The organism is Mycobacterium sp. pV006, from assembly GCF_041287115.1.
Lineage (GTDB): Bacteria > Actinomycetota > Actinomycetes > Mycobacteriales > Mycobacteriaceae > Mycobacterium.
On sequence record NZ_JBGGKT010000001.1, the window covers coordinates 550482 to 569034 of the forward strand.

Here is an 18553-nt window from a genome sequence, read left to right on the forward strand (position 1 = left end):
GCATCTCGGTCGCTCCTATTCGTAGATCATGTGCACTCGGGGGCTGGTCGGCAACGCCTGACAGGACACCACCCAGCCTTCGGCCACCTCGTCGTCGTCGAGCGCGTCGTTGTTGACCATGCGTGCGCTGCCCTCGACGATGCGCGCCATACACGTTCCGCACGAACCTGTTTCGCAGGAGTACGGCGCCTTGAGTCCGGCCGACCGTGCGGTCTGCAGCAGGGTGTCGCCCTTGCGGTAGGTCGCCGTGGTCTTCGTGCGGTTCAGCTCGATGACGATCTCGTCGGTCTCCTGCGTACCGATGTCACCCGGCGGGATCTCGGCCACCGTGAACCGTTCGAGGTGCAGTCGGTCTTTGGTCACCCCGGCGGCCAGCAAAGTCTTCTCGACGGTGTCCATGAACGGCGCGGGTCCGCAGATGAAGAAGTGGCCGGCGCCGGTATCGCCGGCGAACGATTCGACGGCCTCCGGCGTCACCACGCCGGCGTCCTCGTCGAAGTGATGACACACGACCAACCGGTCGGGGTGTTCCTCGGCCAACCGGTCGAGCACGTCGGAGAAGATCACCGAATTGCGGCCACGATTGGCATAGAACAGCTTCACGGGACGGTCGGAGTCTGCCAGCACCGTGCGTACCAGCGACATGATGGGAGTGATCCCGCTGCCGCCGGCGAAGGCGACGAGCGGCTCGGAGGCCGAAACACCCTCGTCGAGAACGAATTTCCCTTCGGGCGGTGCAGCGTGCAGCTGGTGGCCCTCGGCGGCGGTGTCGTTCAGCCAGTTCGAGACCACACCGCCGGGATCACGCTTGACCGTGATGCGGAGTTCGTCTTCGAGCGGTGCGGATGACATCGAGTAGCAGCGGCGCAGATCCTGGCCCTGCACACTGACTCGCAGAGTGAGGAACTGTCCGGCCTTGTACTGGAAGCGGTGCGAGCAGCTCTCGGGTACATCGAGCACCAGGGAGACGGCGTCGCAGGTCTCCCGCACCACTCGTTTGATGCGAAGTGGTGCGAATCCGTCAGCGGTGAGGTCGGCCATCGTCGACCACGTTATCAAGTACTTGTTATGAGTATCAAGTACTTGTCACTCCACTCCGCCGAAATGGCATTCCACGCGCGTCAAACAGCCGTTTGACGCGCGTGGAATGCAACTTCGGCGCCTTAGGGGTCGACGTGGTCGGCGAAGAGCTGATGTCCCGTGCCCTGCTCGACCACGCGCCCGAGCAGGTCGCGCAAGGTCTGCTGCTCGTCCTTCGACAGCACGCCGAACACCTTGTCGTGCGCGGTGATTGCGTCGTTGACGACGGCCGCCGCGGTGGCGCGACCCTGGTCGGTGAGGAATGCCTGCAGAATGCGGCCGTGGGCGGGATTCTGCTTGCGCTCCACGAGCCCGCGCTTCTCCAGTGCGGTCAGGGCCAGCTGCACGCCCTGCGGGCTGATCAGCAGGCGACGTGCGAGTTCTGCGCCCGACAACCCCGGCTCGTTCGACAACTGGCGCAGCACGCCGATCTGGGCGGTACTGACCCCGTGCTCGCTCACGGCTTCGTTCACGCTGGTCAGCGAGAAGTAGAAGGCCTGCTTGAGCAGCCACAAGATGTTGTCCGTGAGCTCGAGCCCCGTCACGTCGCGCGCCGTCATGTCCGCAAACGCTAGTCCTGCTCAGGGGGCTCGCGCTTGACTACCTCACCGTCCTTCATGACGAACCGCACGTCGAGCGTCGCCGCGATGTCGCGCGACGGGTCTCCGCCCACCGCGATGATGTCAGCGAGGTAGCCCTCGGCGAGGCGCCCGAGTTCGTCGTCGGCCTCGATCAGCTCCGCACTGGTCACCGTCGCCGCCCGTAATGCCTGCATGGGTGTCATGCCGCGCGCGACCAGCGCACACAGCTCTTTGGCGTTCTGCCCGTGTGGGACCGCGGGCGCATCGGTGCCACATGCGATCCGAACGCCGGCGGCGATCGCCTTGGGCAGCATCGCCTGCGCCTGCGGGAAGACCACTTCGGCCTTCTTGCGTAGCTCGGGAGCGATCCGGTCGATGGCCATCGCCTCGGTCAGGTAGGTGGTCGACACCAGGAAGGTGCCGTGGTCGACCATCATCTGAATGGTGTCGTCGCTGGCAAGGAACCCGTGTTCGATGCAGTCGATCCCGGCCCGGATACATGCGCGAATCGCGCTGTCCCCCACCGCATGTGCGGCCACGCGCACCCCGGCGCGATGCGCCTCGTCGGCGATCGCGGCGAACTCCTCGTCGGAGTACTGCTGCGCGCCCGGGGCGGTGCTGTGCGACATCACTCCGCCCGAGGCCGACACCTTGATCAGTTTCGCGCCGTGCCGGACCTGGTAGCGCACACACGCGCGCACGTCGTCGACCCCGTTGGCGATCCCCTCGGCCACCGACAGCGGCATGATGCCGGGCGCGAGCCGCTGGAACACCGTCGGATCCAGATGCCCGCCGTACGGGGTCACCGCATGCCCGGCCGGGCAGATGCGCGGTCCGACGTGCCAGCCCTGGTCGATCGCGCGCTGCAGGGCCACGTCGAGCAGGTACCCACCGGTCTTGACCATCAGACCGAGGTTGCGCACCGTGGTGAAGCCGGCCTCAACCGTGGTGCGCGCGTTCACCGCCGCGCGCAGCGTGCGGTACACCGGGTCGTCCTGCACCCCGTGCATCGGGCTGGGCAGCCCCTCCGGCCCGCCGGGCCCACCGATGAGCAGGTTCAGCTCCATGTCCATCAGCCCGGGCAGCAACGTCACATCGCCCAGGTCGATGACGTCGTCCGGATCCTGCGGCAACGCATCGGGATTCACCGACTGGATCCGGTTGTCGACGACGACCACGGTCGCCGGCGAGCGCACCTCGCCGGCGTCGATGTCGACCCACCGCGCGGCGCGGATGACGGTCGTGGTCACGGCACCGGTTCGGCGTCGCAGTCCAGCGACGTCGCCCCGGAATCCGGGACTTTCGGCTGCTTCCAGCACTCGACCGGGAACGACACCTGGATCATCGAGTACAGCAGCCGCATCAGATTCAGCACGTCGTCGGGCAGATCGTCGAGGGCGAACTTGTCGCAGTAGGCGATCGCCTCCTCGGCACGGGGCGTGATCGCGTCGTAGAACGCCTGCATCTCGCGCATCGTGCTGTTCAACCGCTTGCCATACCGTTCGGGTTCGGTGGCCAGGCACCAGTCGGAGAACTGTTCGAGGTCGGCGAACTCCGGCGGCAGCTTTGCGGTCGTCGTCGTGGCGTCCACGGTCACACCCCCTGCCCGACCTGCTCGGCCTTGCGCTGGTACTCGTCGACCCACGCCGCGGTCTCGGTGTGCAGGTGACGGATCAGGACTTCCTGGTCGCAGAGAACGAAGTCGTTGAGGACGCGCGACTCGATCATCGACTGGGTGGCCTCCAGCGTGTTGGCGTCCTGCAGGCCGTACTCCTTGAACGACACGGCCGCCAACTCCTGGGCGATGCGCTCGCGTGGCGTGCGCGGCTGCGGGAAGTAGATCGTGCCTTCGAAGATGTGGGTGTTGTACGACGTCGGCCAGTAGTGGTAGGTCAGGTACCAGCCCTGGCCCCAGAACAGGATCACGAAGTTCGGGAACAGCTGGAACGAATCCAGGCCCCACGGGTCACATTTCGCCGGGTTCAGACCCACGGGCATCTCGCCCAGATCGGGCTTGTCCCAGGGGCCGAACAGACCGCTCTGGCAGATGTCCTCGATCGGTTTGCGCATTTCGTCGGCCATCTCCCAGGCACGCACACCGGACGTGCTGACCAGCCGGTGCGGGCCCTCGATGCGATAGTGCGGCGCCTCGAATCCGGCTTCGGCAGCGGCCTTGGAATAAGCCGTCGGTGACTGGTTCGCGTGCAGCACGGGCGCGTGGTAGAACTCCTGGAACGCGTCCATGTAGAGCTTCCAGTTCGCCTTGACCTCTGAGCGGTAATGGAACCGCGAGGTCATCTTGTCGAATGGATAGCCCTCGAGGTCGGTGATCATGGGCCCAAGGAATTCCCGCAGCGACTGCTCCGGTTCCTCCTTCGCGAAGTTGACGAAGATGAAGCCTTCCCACACCTCGCAGTGCACCGGCACCAGTCCGTAGCGGCTCTTGTCGAGGTCGAAGAACTCGCCCTCCTGCTGCACAAAGGTCAGGTTGCCGTCGAGGTCGTAGCGCCACGCGTGGTACTTGCAGGTGAACTGGCGACACACCCCGCTGGTCTCCTCCAGGGGCATCTCGTTCCACACCAGCTTGTTGCCGCGGTGACGGCAGATGTTGTGGTAGGCCTTCACCTCGCCGCTGGTGGTGCGGACCACGATGATCGAGGTGTTGACGACCTTGATTTCCTTGGTGAAATAACTGCCCTTACGCGGGATCAGCTCAACCCGGCCCACGTTGAGCCAGGCGCGCTGGAACACCGCTTTGCGTTCCTTCTCGTAGAACTCGGGGTCCACCGAGTCCTCGTAGGACACCGGACCTGTCCCCAGTTGCGGGTAGTGCTCGGTCCAGCTGCCTTCCGGCGGTTTTGGGAACCGGGCCATGACGTCTCCTCCTCGGTTGGGCCGACCAGGCTGCTGCGCCGCGGGTCCGGAGCAAACCACAACGCCCAGCGGTCTTTTCACCGAATCGCGGCAGCCGACACCGTCGACCGTATATGCTCGTCCGGGCAATCACAAGTAGTTGATATTGCTGTCGGGTCACGGACGGAGGACGACCAGTTGCGTCACGACGAGCTGTTCATCGGCGGCCGGTGGCAGGCACCTCGCAGCGACGGACGCATCGAGGTCATCTCCCCCCATACCGAGGCGATGGTCGCGTCGGTGGCGGCGGCCGCACCCGCCGACGTGGACCTCGCCGTCACGGCGGCGCGCACGGCGTTCGACTCCGGTCCGTGGCCGCGCACCGAACCGGCCGAACGCATCGCGGTGTTGCGCCGCCTCGGTGAGTGCTACGGCCGGCGCCGCGCCGAGATGGCCGAGGCCATCACCACCGAGATCGGCGCTCCGACGAGCTTTGCCCAACGCGCGCAGGTGGCCTTGCCGTGGAGCATGATCGACGCGTTCTGCGACCTGGCCGAGACGTATCCGTGGCACGAAGTCCGGCCGGGCCGTTACGGGTCCGACGTGCGTATCGTCCGGGAGCCGGTCGGGGTGGTCGCCGCGATCGTGCCCTGGAACATGCCGCAGTTCCTGACCGTCACCAAGCTGGTGCCGGCACTGCTGGCGGGCTGCGCCGTGGTGCTCAAGCCGGCGCCCGAGTCGCCGTTGGACTCGCTCCTGCTCGCCGAGATCCTCGAAGAGGTCGGCCTGCCGCCCGGCGTGGTGAACGTCGTACCCGGCGACGGCACGATCGGTGAGTACCTGGTGCGTCACCCGGGCGTGGACAAGGTGTCGTTCACCGGATCGACCGCCGCCGGCAGAGCGGTGGCGGCGGCCTGCGCGACGGATCTCAAGCGGGTGAGCCTGGAACTGGGGGGAAAGTCAGCGGCCATCGTGCTCGATGACGCCGATCCTGTCGCGGTCGCGACGGCGGTCCGCTCGGCCAGCTTGTCCAACAGCGGACAGATCTGTAATGCGTTGACTCGCATCCTGGTTCCGCAGTCCCGCGCCGCCGAGTTCACCGACGCCCTGGTCGCGGAGGTCAGCGCCCTGGTGGTCGGGGATCCCGCCGATCCGGCCACCCAGATGGGACCGCTGGTGGCCCGGCGCCAGCAGCAGCGCGTGACCGAATACCTCGAGCGAGGCGTCAGGGACGGGGCGCGCGTCGCGCTCGGCGGCCCCGGCATGCCCGACGGAATCAACCGCGGCTGGTATGTGAAGCCCACCGTGTTCGACCGCGCCGACAACTCGATGGCGATCGCCCGCGAGGAGATCTTCGGCCCGGTGCTGACCGTGATCGCCTACCGCGACACCGATGAGGCGGTCGCCATCGCCAACGACTCGGACTACGGTCTGGCCGGGTCGGTGTTCACCGCCGACGACGAGCGCGGGCTGCAGGTTGCCGCCTCGGTACGCACGGGCACCCTCGGCGTCAACCAGGGCTATCCGATGGACCCGTTCGCCCCGTTCGGCGGAGTGAAGGCCAGCGGCTACGGACGCGAACTCGGCCCGGAGGGCATCGACGGCTGCACCGAGACGAAATCGATTGCGGTGGCTGCGCGTTAGCCGCAGCCACCTGCTTTCACCGCCGCGGGAACGCGCTCATTTCAAGCAGCTGCCGAGGTCGATCGGCATGGACACTCCGGTGACATAACGGGATTCGTCGGAGGCGAAGAACAGCACGGCGTTGGTGATGTCTTCGATCTCCACCCACGGACGCGGCATGCTGTGGAACATCTGGCAGATCGGCGCGATGTCGTCGGGACCCGGATTCTCCAGATCAGGCCGGAACATCCGGAATGTCTCGTCGTTCATCACCATCGGTGAGTTGACGTGGGTCGGGTGCACGCTGTTGACCCGAATCATGTGCTGCGCCAACTCCACTGCGCAGGACCTCATCAGCCCGACCACGCCGTGCTTGGCCGACACGTACTGGCTCATCTGCGGATACGCCTTGAGCCCGGCCACCGAGCTCGTCAGCACGATCGACCCGCCCCGTCCCCCGGCGATGATGTGCGGGATGCCGACCTTCACGGTCTTCCACACGCCGGTGAGGTTGATGTCCATCATCGTCTGCCAGACCGCTTCGTCGATCCCTTCGACGGTCTGGCCACCGTTGCCGATGCCGGCGTTGGCCAGGATGATGTCGAGACGCCCGAGTTCGGCCACGCCGCGATCGACCACCGCCTGCAGGCCGTCGAGGTCTCGCACATCGACCTCGTCGATGATGATGCGCCGACCCAGCGCTTCGACCCGTTCCTTGGTCTCGAGCAGATCGCCCGGCGTGGCCAGGTCGAGCTGGACGTGGTCGACGTTCTTGCAGACGTCGACGGCGATGATGTCGGCGCCTTCCTCGGCGAGTTTGATCGCGTGGCTGCGCCCCTGTCCGCGTGCCGCACCGGTGATGAAGGCGACCTTGCCCTCGACGCGTCCTGGCATGGTCGTTACCTCACTTGGTTGTCGGTGGTCAGCGTGGGATCAGAAGGTGATGTTGTGCTTCTCGAAGTGTCGGGACAGCGCCTGCATGTACTCATCGCCATGGAACGGTCCACGCGCACCGATGGCGGCCTCGAGGAACGGGCCGTACTCCTCGTCGTTGACGTAGGTCGACCAGTGCACGATCCGGCATTCCTCGTCAGTCTCGACGAAGCTGATGGAGTAGAACCCCATCGTCTCACCGGTGTTGACGTTCGTGCCTTCCCAGCGATAGCGCTGGACGAAGCCGTTCTCGGCGGGCCACACCTTGAAGTCGACGGGCTTCCAGTCGGGGAAGGTGATGCCGTACGCCTTGGCCTCGATGGTGGCGGCGGTATCCCAGTGGGTCGCCACGTCTTTGAGCACCAGTTCTTGTTCGGCGACGAAATAGGGAGAGGTGTAGACCGCGTCGTCGGTGAACTCCCACTCGTCGTAGGTTTCGCCTTCCTGCACCTTCTGCAGGACGTACTTGTCGCGGTAACTCTCGGCCATGCGGCGGTGTTTCGCGATGCGCTCGACGAGATCCATTGCGTGGGGCTTCCTTTCGTCGGCCGGAACTCGAACTGAATATACAGACCTGAATGCGAGATACAAGACCGAATCTCACAGCCCGCCACAGGTCTCGCGCGGCTTACTCCGGCAGCTTGATGACCGAGGTGTACATCTCCACCATCGGGCGGTAGAGGTCGACGTCGTCGAGTTGGCTACCGAGTACCACGGAGTCGCTGGTCGCGACGAGCGCGTGGGCGAAGGTCTGCGGCGAGATCAGCAGCGTCGCACCCAACTTGTCCATGCTCTCGACGATGAACGTCGCGAGCTGGTCGACCACCTCCGACCGCTTGGCCGCGACACGCTCGCGAGCATCCGGATTGCGCTGCAGATACAGCGTGAACTCCAGGCCCAGGGCTGCATGCTCGGCACCCCGGTCAACGCTGAGCTGACGCCAGCGTTCGGCGATCTCGTCGAGTTCGCGGGCCCCGACGTGGCTGGCCGAGGACATCACCTCGGCGAAGTTGTCGAAATAGCGGCGCCAGTACCGGTCACTGACAGCCAGGAACAGGTCCTCTTTGGTGGCGAAGTGCTTGTAGATCGCACCCTTGGTGTAACCGGCGGCGAATGCGATGTCGTCGAGTGTCGCTGCGGTGAAGCCCTTTTCGCTGAACACGTTCTCGGCCGCGTCGAGCAGCAGTGACCGCGTGTGCTCGAGTCGCCGCTCCCGGGTCCAGCGCTCTGCCATGACGGAAGTCTGCCACAGCATTCTCAGAGAATCTATTGAGTTACCGAGATACCAGTCGGTATATTCTCCCGGAATCGCGCGGTCGACGCGCGACCGAGGAGGCGCAACAGTGAGCGAACCGTCGAACAAGAAGCCCGCGGCCACCGAATCCCTGAGCAGTGTCGGGCGTCTTGACGCCCCGCCGTCCCCGGCGCCGTCGGCACGCAGGGTCAAGATCTGGGCGACCGCCGGTGGATTGATCTTGGCGTTCCAGATCTATGTCTGGATCCGCTGGATCACCGGGCCCTACTTCACCCGGGTCGATCCCGGGCCGACGGATCCACCGACCTTCATGAAGGTCGCGCTGATGGTCTGGCAGATCGGCTCGCCGGCGCTGTTCCCGGTCGCGATCTGGTGGTTCATCATCCGGCCGTGGCGCCGTGAGCGGCGCATCACGTTGGACGGCATGATCATGGTGTCCACAGGCCTGTTCTTCTTCCAGGATCCGCTGCTCAACTACATCAACACGTGGTGCACCTACAACGCCTGGGCGTTCAACATGGGTTCCTGGGCCCCGCACGTTCCCGGGTGGATGTCGCCGGAGCAGCCCGGCGCCCAGGTCGCAGAACCGTTGGGAATCAACGTCTCCGGCTATGCATACGGCGTGCTGCTGTGCACGATCCTGGGCTGCTGGGTGATGCGCAAAGCCCAGCAGCGCTGGCCGAATCTCGGCACCAAGGGACTGATCGGTGTCGCGTTCGCGTGGGGCTTCGTCTTCGACTTCGTCATGGAGGGCCTCGTTCTGATGCCGTTGGGGATGTACACCTTCCCCGGCGCCATCCAGGCTCTGTCGATCAATGCCGGCACCTACTATCAGTGGCCCATCTACGAGGGTCTGATGTGGGGTGGCGTGCAGGCCGCGCTGTGCTGCCTGCGGTTCTTCACCGACGACCGTGGCCGCACCGTCGTGGAGCGAGGACTCGACAACATCCGCGGCGGCTTCGCCAAGCAGCAGTTCATCCGGTTCTTGGCGATCTTCGCCGCGATCAGCGCGTCGTTCTTCACCTTCTACATCATCCCGGCGCAGTTCATGGCCACCCATGCCGATCCGTGGCCCGAGGACGTACAGAAGCGGTCCTATTTCACCTCCGGGTTGTGCGGTGACGGCACCGACCGCCCCTGCCCGGATCCGTCCCTGCCCATTCCCACCAAGCACTCGGGTTATGTGAACTTCGACGGCGAGGTCGTGATGCCCGACGGTGTCGAGGTGCCCCCGCGCATCCCGCACGAGGGGCGGTGACGGGTTGTCGACGACGAATCACACCGCCGTGCTCGAAAACCCCTCGCGCGCACCGTTCTACCGCCCGGTCGGCGACGAAGCCGAGGTGTTCCGCGCCGCGGCCCGTCGCGGGTCACCGGTCCTGCTCAAGGGCCCGACGGGGTGCGGTAAGACCCGGTTCGTCGAGTCGATGGCCCACGAGCTCGGTCGCGACCTGATCACCATCGCCGGTCACGAGGACATGACCTCGGCCGACCTGGTGGGCCGGTTCCTGCTCAAAGGCGGCGAGACCGTCTGGGTCGACGGGCCGCTGACACGGGCCGTCCGCTCTGGCGCGATCTGCTACCTCGACGAAATCGTCGAGGCGCGCCAGGACACCACCGTGGTGATCCACCCGCTCGCCGACCACCGACGCGAACTCCCGATCGACCGCCTCGGCACCACCTTGTCCGCGGCACCGGGGTTCCAGTTGGTGATCTCGTACAACCCCGGATACCAGAGCGTGCTCAAGAGCATCAAGGAGGCGACCCGGCAACGCTTCGTGGCCATCGAGTTGGATTTCCCGCCGCCTGAGGTGGAAACCGAGATCGTCGCGCACGAAGCCGGCGTCGACACCGAGACGGCGCGCGTACTGGTCTCCATCGGCAACGCGATCCGCAACATCGACGGCTCCCCACTGCGGGAGGTGTCCTCGACGCGGATGTTGATCCTCGCCGGCGGCCTGGCCGCCGAGGGGCTGGGCCTGCGCCGCGCCGTCCAGGCCGCGGTCGTCGAAGCGCTCTCCGACGACCGCGACGTGGTGCGCGCGCTGGGCGAACTGGTGGACGCCCTCCTACCCCGGCCGTGACCTCACCCGAGCGACACGACCCCGGCCGGCTGCGACTGTTGGCCGGCTTCCTGGCCGGCCGACCCGTGGACGTCGCCGAAGCACCTGCGGGCCAACAGCCGTACACCGACGGCCGGGTGGTCTTCGTCTCCCACCGCGGTTCGCTCGAGCAGCATCGGCGCGAGGTGTTGGTGCAAGCGGCCCTGCTCGGGGCCGGCAGTCTCGACCCGGCGGTGGTCCGGTCGTTGCGCGCTCGAGGCAACCTCGCGCGCCGCTACCTCGCCGTCGAGGGGAATCGGGTGCTCACCGGTCTCGCCGAGCGGGTTCCGCTCGCGGCGGGGCTGGACATCGGGGACATACCCGAGACGGCATCGACGCTCGAGTCACTCGAATTGGCGCGCAGCCGAACGCGCCTGGCCGACCCACCCTCCTGGTTCGGGGTCATCAAGCCGCTGCAGATCGCCCCCGACGTGGCGACACCGGGCGGACGGGCGACCGACCAGGATCTGCACTTCGAGATCGTCACGGCTGCGCCCGAGGAGGACGCCGACGACGAGGACGACGACGGCGCGGCCGAGGAGAGCAAGATCTTGAAGCTCTTCGACAACCCGCTGTTCAATTCGCAAGCGGTGGGCGACTTTCTGCGCAAGTTGCTCGGCTCCTCGCCGGGTTCGGGGGACAGCAACGCCGGAGGAGGAAAGCTGCAGTCCCGCGGCGCGCGGCGCGCCCGCGCGGCAGGACCCGAAGCCCGGCCCGTCCCCACCAAGATCCATTTCACCGACGAGGCCAATCCCGGTGCGGCCGTCGGGGTCGGCGGTGCGCTGCACGCCGAGTGGGACGTCTTCAAGAACCGCTACCGCCCACAGTGGTGCCGGGTGATCGACTATCCGTTCACCGGTCAAGCCGATGTGGCGGCGGCCGGCATCGAGTCCGATGAGGTGCTGCGACGTCGGCTGTCCCGGATCGGCCTGGGTCCCAAAGCGTTGCGCCGCCGACCCGATGGCGACGACCTCGACATCGAAGCCCTGGTCGACCTTTCGATCGGTTTGCGTTCGGGATGGTCCCCGCCCGAACACATCTACGTCGAGCACCGCAAGATCGCCCGCAACCTCGGGGTGCTGATCCTGCTCGACGCGTCCGGGTCGGCCACCGACTCCGATCCCGAGGGTCTGGCGGTACACGACCATCAGCGACGGGCGGCAGCCACGATCGCGGCGACACTCGAAGATCTCGGTGACCGGGTGGCGGTCTACGCGTTCCGGTCCAAGGGACGCCATGCCGTGCACCTGCCCGCCATCAAGACTTTCGGACAGCGTTTCACCGCGTTGAGCCGGGCCCGGCTCAACCACCTGCAGCCGGCCCACTACACCCGGCTCGGCGCGGCGATCCGCGGTGCGGGCGAGATCCTCAAGACCGAGGCCGGCACCCCGAACCGGCTGCTGCTCGTGTTGAGCGACGGCCATCCCTACGACGACGGATACGAGGGCCGCTACGCCGAGGCCGACGCGCACAAGGCGCTCGAGGAGCTGCGGTCCGACGGGGTGGCCTGCCTGTGCCTGTCGATCGGCACCTCCACCGGCACCGAGGCGCTCGGACGGGTGTTCGGCTCGGCGAGCCACGCCGCCGCCGCGACGCTGCGCGAACTGTCCCCCAGGATGGACGACCTGTTCCTCTCCGCGCTGCGCGAACTCGCTGCTCCCAGCCCGGGCGGGCAGCGGCGACCCGTCCCGAGCACCTGACATCGAAGCGCCGATGCGATAGGACTGTGGAGCTGCCCACTCGCGACCGGAGGTGTCGATGCGTATCGGTGTGATGATCGGATCCGACAAGGAGCGTCCCCGGGCCGAGCGCCTGTCCGGTCTGATCGTGGACGGGAAGGCCGCTGAAGCACAAGGCTTCTCGTCGTTCTGGATCCCGCAGGTTCCCGGCTACCTCGACGCACTGACCGCGGTCGCGTTGCTCGGCCGGCACACCGACCGGATCGAGATCGGCACGGCCGTGGTTCCCATCCAGACCCGACACCCGCTGATCATGGCGCAGCAGGCGCTGACCACCCAGATCGCGTGCGACGGCCGATTCAGCCTGGGGATCGGGCCGTCGCACCACTGGATCATCGCCGACCAGCTCGGGCTGCCCTACGAGCGGCCGGCGCGGCTGGTGCGCGACTACCTCGACGTCCTCGACGCCGCGCTGGCCGGACCCGGCGCCGTGGACGTCGACAACGCCACCTTCAACGTGCATGGTCCTGTCGACGTCACCGACGCCTTCGGCGTCACGGTCCTCATCGCGGCACTCGGGCCGACGATGCTGCAGATCGCCGGCGCACGCACCGGCGGCACCATCTTGTGGATGGCCGACGAACGCGCGATCGGTGACTACGTGGTCCCCCGGCTGACCGCCGCCGCCGAGGACGCGGGCCGCGACGGAGTGCGCGTCGTCGCCGGTGTCCCGGTCGCACTGTGCGCCGAGGGTGAGATCGACGACGCCCGCACGTATGCGAGCGAGGTCCTCGGGCACGCGGACTTCTCCCCCAACTACGTACGGTTGCTCGAACACGGTGACGCCACCGACATCGGTGACACCATGGCCGCCGGCGACGAAACCATCGTCGCCGCTCGGCTGCGTCGCTACCGCGACGCCGGCGTCACCGACCTCGCGGCGCGGATCGTGCCGCTGGGCGCCGATGCCGCCGAGCGTCGAGCCTCGAGGCAGCGCACCCAGGAGTTCGTCGCGTCGCTGATCTCCGAGTTCGCTTCGGGTACGTAAGCCCGCTTCCGCCGAAATTGCATTCCACGCGCGTCAAACGGCCGTTTGACGCGCGTGGAATGCAATTTCGGCGGCGGTCGGGGCGCGGGGGAAATTAGACAAGCGTCAACTATGGGCATCCGCTGATCCGGCTGTTAAAGTCCGGAAGTGCCCAGAACCGCGCCTCGCTCAGCTGCTGACGGTGGTCAGCGTCGAGCGTCCTACCAGCGCGCCCGGTCACACGAGACCAAGCGAGGCCTCGTCCAGGCGGCGATGGCTCTGTGGCGCACCAACGGCTACGCGAACACCACCGTCGCAGACATCTGCCGCGCTGCCGGGGTGTCCCGAGCGCTGTTCTACTTCTACTTTCCCGCCAAAGAGGACATCCTCTTCGAGGTCGGCCTGGCCTCGACCCGCGCCGCGCGGCAGAAGGTTCGGTCGCTGCTGCGTTCGGACTACGAGGTCGAGACGGTGATCGCTGAAGCGTTACGCAGCCTCGAACGCTCGATGGCCCGCAATCCCCGCGAGCTGGTCATCGAGACCATCCTCGAAGGCTACCGGCACGAGCACCGCATCCTGGCCGGTCAGGCACCGGCCGATCCATCCGACACCGATATGTTCGGTGAACTGTTCGAACGCGCCCAGCGGGACGGAAAGATCGGCGCGCACGTCGACACCGACCACCTGTCCCGGCTCGCCGGCATGCATGTCAGCGAAGGCGTACGGCACTGGGCTGCAGGAGCTTTCGGCCGACGATCATTCGCCGACGTCGTCACCGGCGACATCGTCGCGCTGATCACCGGTTTCAACGCCAGGACCGGCCGATGACCGATCCCCAACCGTCCGATCCGAGAGGAGACGCCCATGGCGTGGGATTTTGAGACCGACCCCGAATACCAAGAGCTGCTGGACTGGGCCGACGAGTTCGTCCGGGAGGAAGTCGAGCCGCTCGACCTGGCCTTCCCCGACCAGCAGTTCGTACCGCTGGACGCCAAGCGCCGCAAGGTGATCGATCCCCTCAAGGACGAGGTGCGTCGCCGCGGGCTGTGGGCCACCCATCTCGGTACCGACCTGGGCGGGCAGGGTCACGGGCAACTGAAGTTGGCGCTGCTCAACGAGATCCTGGGACGGTCACAGTGGGCACCGATCGTGTTCGGCTGTCAGGCGCCCGATACCGGCAACGCCGAGATCATCGCGCATTACGGCACCGACGAGCAGAAGGACCGCTACCTGCGTCCGCTGCTCGACGGTGAGATGTTCTCCTGCTACTCGATGACCGAACCCCACGCGGGAGCCGACCCCACCCTGTTCACCACCACCGCGGTGCGCGACGGAGACGACTGGGTGATCAACGGCTGGAAGTTCTTCTCCTCCAACGCCCGGACGTCGTCGTTCCTGATCGTCATGGTCGTCACCAACCCCGACGTCAGCGCCTACCAGGGCATGTCGATGTTCCTGGTGCCGACCGACACCCCCGGGGTGAACATCGTCCGCAACGTCGGGTTGCACGGGGAGCGTGACGACGAGGGCTCGCACGCGTTGATCCACTACGACAACGTCCGTGTGCCGGCCGAGGCGCTGCTGGGTGGTGAGGGTCAGGCGTTCGTCATCGCTCAGACCCGGCTCGGTGGCGGACGGATCCACCACGCGATGCGCACGATCGGGTTGTCCCGCAGAGCACTCGACATGATGTGTGAACGCGCGTTGAGCCGCGAGACCCAGGGCAGTCGCCTGTCGGACAAGCAGTTCGTCCAGGGCTACATCGCCGACTCCTACGCGCAGTTGCTGCAGTTCCGGCTGATGGTGCTCTACACCGCCTGGGAGATCGACAAGTACAACGACTACAAGAAGGTGCGCAAGGACATCGCGGCGGTCAAGGTGGTGATGCCCACCGTGCTGCACGACATCGCGTGGCGCGCCATGCAGGTCCACGGCGCTCTCGGGGTGTCCAACGAGATGCCGTTCCTCGGGATGGTCACCGGTGCCGCGGTGATGGGCCTGGCCGACGGCCCCACGGAGGTACACAAGGCCACCGTCGCCAAACAGGTCTTGCGCGACTACCAGCCGAACACCGACACCTGGCCCAGCGAGTGGATCCCGGCCAAGCGGGAGAAGGCCCGTGCGAAGTTCGCCGAGTACCTCGAGAACGAGGTGGGCAATCTGTGACCGACCTCGACACCGCACGCCTGTCGGACTGGATGGACCGGGCGTCGCTGCCCGGGAAGGGTGAGCCGCTGCAGACCCGATTCCTGTCCGGCGGCACCCAGAACATCATCTACGAACTGCGCCGCGGAGAGCACCGCTGCGTCCTGCGGATGCCACCGCCGGACGCCCCGCAGGACCGGGACAAGGGCATTCTGCGCGAGTGGCGCATCATCGAGGCGCTCGACGGCACCGACGTCCCGCACACCGCAGCGGTCGGCGTGTGTCCCGACCCCTCGGTGCTCGGGCGACCGTTCTACCTCATGGGGTTCGTCGACGGATGGTCCCCGATGGACCTGCAGGGCGGCCGCTGGCCCGACCCCTTCGACACCGACACGGCCGCCCGGCAACAGCTGTCCTATCAGTTGGCCGAGGGCATCGCGCTGCTGTCGAAGGTGGACTGGAAGGCCAGGGGGCTGCACGATCTCGGCCGCCCGGACGGTTTCCACGAACGCCAGGTCGACCGGTGGACAGCGTTTTTCGAGCGCATCAAGGGCCGCGAGATCGACGGGCTCGACGTGGCCACCGCGTGGCTTCGTACCCATCGCCCCCTGGATTTCGTCCCCGGTCTGATGCACGGTGACTACCAGTTCGCCAACGTGATGTACCGGCACGGTGCGCCCGCGCAACTGGCGGCGATCGTCGACTGGGAGATGGGCACCGTCGGCGATCCGAAACTCGATCTGGGCTGGATGGTGCAGAGTTGGCCGGCCGATACGTCGGCACCGACGGAGTCGGAGATGAGTTACGTGGACATGCGCGGCATGCCATCGCGCGATGCCGTCGTCGAGCACTACGCACGGGTGTCGGGCCGCCAGGTCGACGACCTGGACTACTACGTGGTGCTGGCCAGGTGGAAGCTGGCGATCGTCCTGGAGCAGGGCTTCCAGCGCGCCGGGGACAACGAGAAGCTGCTCGCGTACGGTCCGGTCATCGTCGAGTTGATGCGCTCGGCGGCCGATCTCGCCGAGTCCAGCGACTACCGCTGATGCGCGCTGCGGTCTGCACCGCCTACGGCCCGCCACAGACGGTGCGGGTCTGTGATCGACCCGCCCCGGTTGTCGGCGAGGGCGACGTGCGTGTGCGCGTCGGTGCTGCCGCGGTCAACTTTCCCGATGTGCTGCTGGTCGCCGACGCCTACCAGATCAGCGTGCCGCCACCGTTCGTGCCCGGCAGTGAGTTCGCCGGCACGATCGTCGAAACGGGCCCCGGTACCGAGGAACTGCGAGTCGGCGACCGTGTCACGGGCGCGATGCTGCACGGTGCGTTCGCCGAGGAGGTGGCGGTACCGGCGGCGGGGCTCGCGCGGATTCCCGACGGGATCGACGACCGCACCGCCGCGGCGTTCGGGGTGGCCTACCGCACCGCGTACCACACGCTGCGGTCGGTGGCCCGGATCGGCCCGGGCGACGACGTGGTCGTGCTCGGCGCCGGTGGCGGAGTGGGTCTGGCTGCCGTCGCGCTGGGTGCGCTACTCGGTGCGACCGTCACCGCGGTCGCGTCGTCGCAGGAAAAGCTCGACGCCGCAAAACATTACGGCGCCCACCATCTGGTCAACCACCGAGACGGCGACCTGCGTGGCGCTCTCAAGCGATCATTGCCGGCCGGGGCGCACGCGGTGATCGACCCGGTGGGCGGGACGCTGGCCGAACCGGCGCTGCGCTCGCTGCGGCGCGGAGGACGGTACGTCACCGTGGGCTTCGCCTCCGGGGTGATCCCGGCGATCCCCCTGAACCTGGTGCTGGTCAAGGGCGTTCACGTACTCGGTTTCCAGTTCGGCGACGTGCCCGTCGACGAATTCACACGCAACGAGGACGAACTGCGCGAACTGCTGACCGACGGCCGTATCCGCCCACACATCGGTGCGGTCTATCCGCTGGACGAGGTGGCCGCGGCGCTGGCCCACGTCGCCGACGGCCGGGCGGTCGGCAAGGTCGTCATCGACCTGAGCGGGTGACCCGTCAGCTGGCCGGCACGAGGTCCGCTGCCACCGACGCGAGCATCCCGCACCGGAAGGATTCAGTGCGTGCGACCGGGTCGGCCGTCGAATCCTGGGCTGCGGCAAGGGCAAGCGACTTGAAGGCCCGCGCCGCCGCGCTGAGGTGGTGATGAGCGGAGTCGACGCTGTTGCCGAGTTCGGCAGGCACATCCTCACCCCACAGCGTGACCTCGGCGGCGCCCTGGTCGAGTGCGTTGCGCACGTGCATCAGTACCCGCGGATCCCGGTCGAAGAGGTCCGCGGCCACCGCGACGGTCTGCGGATGCGGCCGGTCCTCCCACGCCTCCAACACCGACTCGAGGTCGAGCGTGCGGGCGCCGAGGATCTGCAGCGGCCGGACGTCCTCGTCACTGCCGAGCAGCACGGTGACATCCCATCCGGCCATCACGCGGTCGTAGATCCACCCACCCGCGTAACGCACCGCGTCACGCACGGTCGGCGCCACGACGTCCAGCCGGTACCTCATGTCTGCCTCGTCGGCGCCAGCTCGCGCCCCAGCGACTCCGCGTACCCCTTGAACACCTCGGCCAACTGAATCGAGGGATCGAGTAACCATAGGGTCTCCATTCCATAGGTAAAGGCGAGGATTTCCACGGCCTTGCTGGCACTGTCTACGTCTGAGCGATAGATGCCGCTGCGTTGACCACGCTCGATGATCGAGGTGATGATCTCCACCGCCGCGCGGTAGCGATTGAACAATCGGTCGTGCAGCGGCGCCTCGGGAGCGATGTTCTCCACCAGGAGCACGGTGAACGTGCCCACCAGCTCGGGCGCCCGGTGGAACCGCTCGGCCACGCGGGTGAGCTCGGTGACGAGGTCACCGGAACGGTAGTCGGCATGCACCTCGTCGTCGGTGTCGCGCGCGTCGAGAACGGCGTTGAGAAGCTGTTCTTTGGACTCGAAGTGGTGCAGCAGGCCGGCCGGGGTGACACCGGCCTCCTTGGCGATCTGGGCCAGCGAGGTGTTGCGCCAACCATTTCGGGCCAGAAGGCGCTCCGCCACACCGAGGATCCGCGCTCTGCGATCCTCACCTTTGGCGAGGAGCGACTCGTATGGCCGAACGGCCGCCGGCTCCGGAACTGGCACCTGACTCCCTTGTCGAACCAACCTTCTGAACACACAGTAGGTAGGTTAGGCCGCTTGTGACAAGGGTCTCAACAGGTTTATTTTTTGACACGTGTCTCACCTGCGGGTTCGGTGAGGGACGCGTCTCCTCCGA

19 protein-coding genes are annotated in these 18553 nt (G+C 66.8%); 9 read left to right on the top strand and 10 right to left on the bottom strand.

The annotated features are described in order from the left end of the window. Positions 1-15 precede the first annotated feature (15 nt). The 5 genes from ACAG25_RS02595 to ACAG25_RS02615 form a co-directional block, all read right to left on the bottom strand. Positions 16-1041, bottom strand: a complete 1026-nt coding sequence (locus ACAG25_RS02595) for a 2Fe-2S iron-sulfur cluster-binding protein (protein ID WP_370486704.1) — start codon at positions 1039-1041, stop codon at positions 16-18. 122 nt (positions 1042-1163) lie between these two features. Next, positions 1164-1640, bottom strand: a complete 477-nt coding sequence (locus tag ACAG25_RS02600; protein ID WP_370486705.1) for a MarR family winged helix-turn-helix transcriptional regulator — start codon at positions 1638-1640, stop codon at positions 1164-1166. A gap of 11 nt (positions 1641-1651) precedes the next feature. Then, complete coding sequence (locus tag ACAG25_RS02605; protein WP_370486706.1) at positions 1652-2911, bottom strand: amidohydrolase family protein; 1260 nt, start codon at positions 2909-2911, stop codon at positions 1652-1654. After that, positions 2908-3258, bottom strand: a complete 351-nt coding sequence (locus ACAG25_RS02610) for a hypothetical protein (RefSeq protein WP_370486707.1) — start codon at positions 3256-3258, stop codon at positions 2908-2910. The genes ACAG25_RS02605 and ACAG25_RS02610 overlap by 4 nt, the downstream gene beginning before the upstream one ends. Beyond that, positions 3255-4535: an aromatic ring-hydroxylating dioxygenase subunit alpha gene (locus tag ACAG25_RS02615; protein ID WP_370486708.1), complete on the bottom strand. Its 1281-nt coding sequence runs from the start codon at positions 4533-4535 to the stop codon at positions 3255-3257. The genes ACAG25_RS02610 and ACAG25_RS02615 overlap by 4 nt, the downstream gene beginning before the upstream one ends. Before the next feature lie 177 nt (positions 4536-4712). Between ACAG25_RS02615 and ACAG25_RS02620 the strand changes: the two genes are divergently transcribed. After that, a complete protein-coding gene (locus ACAG25_RS02620) occupies positions 4713-6158 on the top strand; it encodes an aldehyde dehydrogenase (RefSeq protein WP_370486709.1) in 1446 nt (481 codons plus the stop codon). 36 nt (positions 6159-6194) lie between these two features. Here ACAG25_RS02620 and ACAG25_RS02625 read toward each other — a convergent pair whose 3' ends face one another. The 3 genes from ACAG25_RS02625 to ACAG25_RS02635 all read right to left on the bottom strand — a co-directional run bounded on the left by ACAG25_RS02625 (position 6195) and on the right by ACAG25_RS02635 (position 8304). Next, a complete protein-coding gene (locus ACAG25_RS02625) occupies positions 6195-7031 on the bottom strand; it encodes a mycofactocin-coupled SDR family oxidoreductase (RefSeq protein WP_370486710.1) in 837 nt (278 codons plus the stop codon). A gap of 39 nt (positions 7032-7070) precedes the next feature. After that, on the bottom strand, positions 7071-7595 hold the full coding sequence (locus ACAG25_RS02630) for a hypothetical protein (protein ID WP_370486711.1): 525 nt from the start codon (positions 7593-7595) through the stop codon (positions 7071-7073). A gap of 103 nt (positions 7596-7698) precedes the next feature. Then, positions 7699-8304: a TetR/AcrR family transcriptional regulator gene (locus ACAG25_RS02635; protein ID WP_370486712.1), complete on the bottom strand. Its 606-nt coding sequence runs from the start codon at positions 8302-8304 to the stop codon at positions 7699-7701. A gap of 109 nt (positions 8305-8413) precedes the next feature. On the opposite strand from ACAG25_RS02635, the gene ACAG25_RS02640 reads away from it, so the two are divergent. The 8 genes from ACAG25_RS02640 (at position 8414) to ACAG25_RS02675 (ending at position 17292) form a co-directional block, all read left to right on the top strand. Beyond that, a complete protein-coding gene (locus ACAG25_RS02640; RefSeq protein ID WP_370486713.1) occupies positions 8414-9583 on the top strand; it encodes a spirocyclase AveC family protein in 1170 nt (389 codons plus the stop codon). A gap of 4 nt (positions 9584-9587) precedes the next feature. Further along, complete coding sequence (locus ACAG25_RS02645; protein ID WP_370486714.1) at positions 9588-10409, top strand: CbbQ/NirQ/NorQ/GpvN family protein; 822 nt, start codon at positions 9588-9590, stop codon at positions 10407-10409. Then, complete coding sequence (locus ACAG25_RS02650; protein WP_370486715.1) at positions 10406-12127, top strand: nitric oxide reductase activation protein NorD; 1722 nt, start codon at positions 10406-10408, stop codon at positions 12125-12127. Before ACAG25_RS02645 ends, ACAG25_RS02650 begins: the two co-directional genes overlap by 4 nt. A gap of 58 nt (positions 12128-12185) precedes the next feature. Beyond that, on the top strand, positions 12186-13154 hold the full coding sequence (locus tag ACAG25_RS02655; RefSeq protein WP_370486716.1) for a TIGR03564 family F420-dependent LLM class oxidoreductase: 969 nt from the start codon (positions 12186-12188) through the stop codon (positions 13152-13154). A 147-nt stretch (positions 13155-13301) separates the two neighbouring features. Continuing rightward, complete coding sequence (locus ACAG25_RS02660; protein WP_370486717.1) at positions 13302-13961, top strand: TetR/AcrR family transcriptional regulator; 660 nt, start codon at positions 13302-13304, stop codon at positions 13959-13961. Between the two features lie 36 nt (positions 13962-13997). Continuing rightward, entirely contained in the window at positions 13998-15299 is a 1302-nt protein-coding gene (locus ACAG25_RS02665) for an acyl-CoA dehydrogenase family protein (RefSeq protein ID WP_370486718.1), read from the top strand. Between the two features lie 32 nt (positions 15300-15331). Beyond that, positions 15332-16324: a phosphotransferase family protein gene (locus ACAG25_RS02670; RefSeq protein WP_370486856.1), complete on the top strand. Its 993-nt coding sequence runs from the start codon at positions 15332-15334 to the stop codon at positions 16322-16324. Further along, a complete protein-coding gene (locus tag ACAG25_RS02675; RefSeq protein ID WP_370486719.1) occupies positions 16324-17292 on the top strand; it encodes an NADPH:quinone oxidoreductase family protein in 969 nt (322 codons plus the stop codon). Before ACAG25_RS02670 ends, ACAG25_RS02675 begins: the two co-directional genes overlap by 1 nt. Positions 17293-17296: 4 nt before the next feature. On the opposite strand, the gene ACAG25_RS02680 is transcribed toward ACAG25_RS02675, so the two are convergent. Further along, positions 17297-17800 (bottom strand): hypothetical protein, encoded by a 504-nt coding sequence (locus ACAG25_RS02680; protein ID WP_370486720.1) that lies wholly within the window; start codon positions 17798-17800, stop codon positions 17297-17299. Further along, positions 17797-18453 carry a TetR/AcrR family transcriptional regulator gene (locus ACAG25_RS02685; protein WP_370486721.1) on the bottom strand — a complete coding sequence of 219 codons (657 nt, stop codon included), beginning with the start codon at positions 18451-18453 and terminating at the stop codon, positions 17797-17799. The genes ACAG25_RS02680 and ACAG25_RS02685 overlap by 4 nt, the downstream gene beginning before the upstream one ends. Positions 18454-18553 lie beyond the last annotated feature (100 nt).

Bases quoted from the DNA above. Each gene is read 5' to 3' on its own strand.
- ACAG25_RS02595 (WP_370486704.1), bottom strand. From the start codon at position 1,041: ATGGCCGACCTCACCGCTGACGGATTCGCACCACTTCGCATCAAACGA.
- ACAG25_RS02600 (WP_370486705.1), bottom strand. From the start codon at position 1,640: ATGACGGCGCGCGACGTGACGGGGCTCGAGCTCACGGACAACATCTTG.
- ACAG25_RS02615 (WP_370486708.1), bottom strand. From the start codon at position 4,535: ATGGCCCGGTTCCCAAAACCGCCGGAAGGCAGCTGGACCGAGCACTAC.
- ACAG25_RS02625 (WP_370486710.1), bottom strand. From the start codon at position 7,031: ATGCCAGGACGCGTCGAGGGCAAGGTCGCCTTCATCACCGGTGCGGCA.
- ACAG25_RS02630 (WP_370486711.1), bottom strand. From the start codon at position 7,595: ATGGATCTCGTCGAGCGCATCGCGAAACACCGCCGCATGGCCGAGAGT.
- ACAG25_RS02635 (WP_370486712.1), bottom strand. From the start codon at position 8,304: ATGGCAGAGCGCTGGACCCGGGAGCGGCGACTCGAGCACACGCGGTCA.
- ACAG25_RS02655 (WP_370486716.1), top strand. From the start codon at position 12,186: ATGCGTATCGGTGTGATGATCGGATCCGACAAGGAGCGTCCCCGGGCC.
- ACAG25_RS02665 (WP_370486718.1), top strand. From the start codon at position 13,998: ATGGCGTGGGATTTTGAGACCGACCCCGAATACCAAGAGCTGCTGGAC.
- ACAG25_RS02670 (WP_370486856.1), top strand. From the start codon at position 15,332: ATGGACCGGGCGTCGCTGCCCGGGAAGGGTGAGCCGCTGCAGACCCGA.
- ACAG25_RS02675 (WP_370486719.1), top strand. From the start codon at position 16,324: ATGCGCGCTGCGGTCTGCACCGCCTACGGCCCGCCACAGACGGTGCGG.
- ACAG25_RS02680 (WP_370486720.1), bottom strand. From the start codon at position 17,800: ATGAGGTACCGGCTGGACGTCGTGGCGCCGACCGTGCGTGACGCGGTG.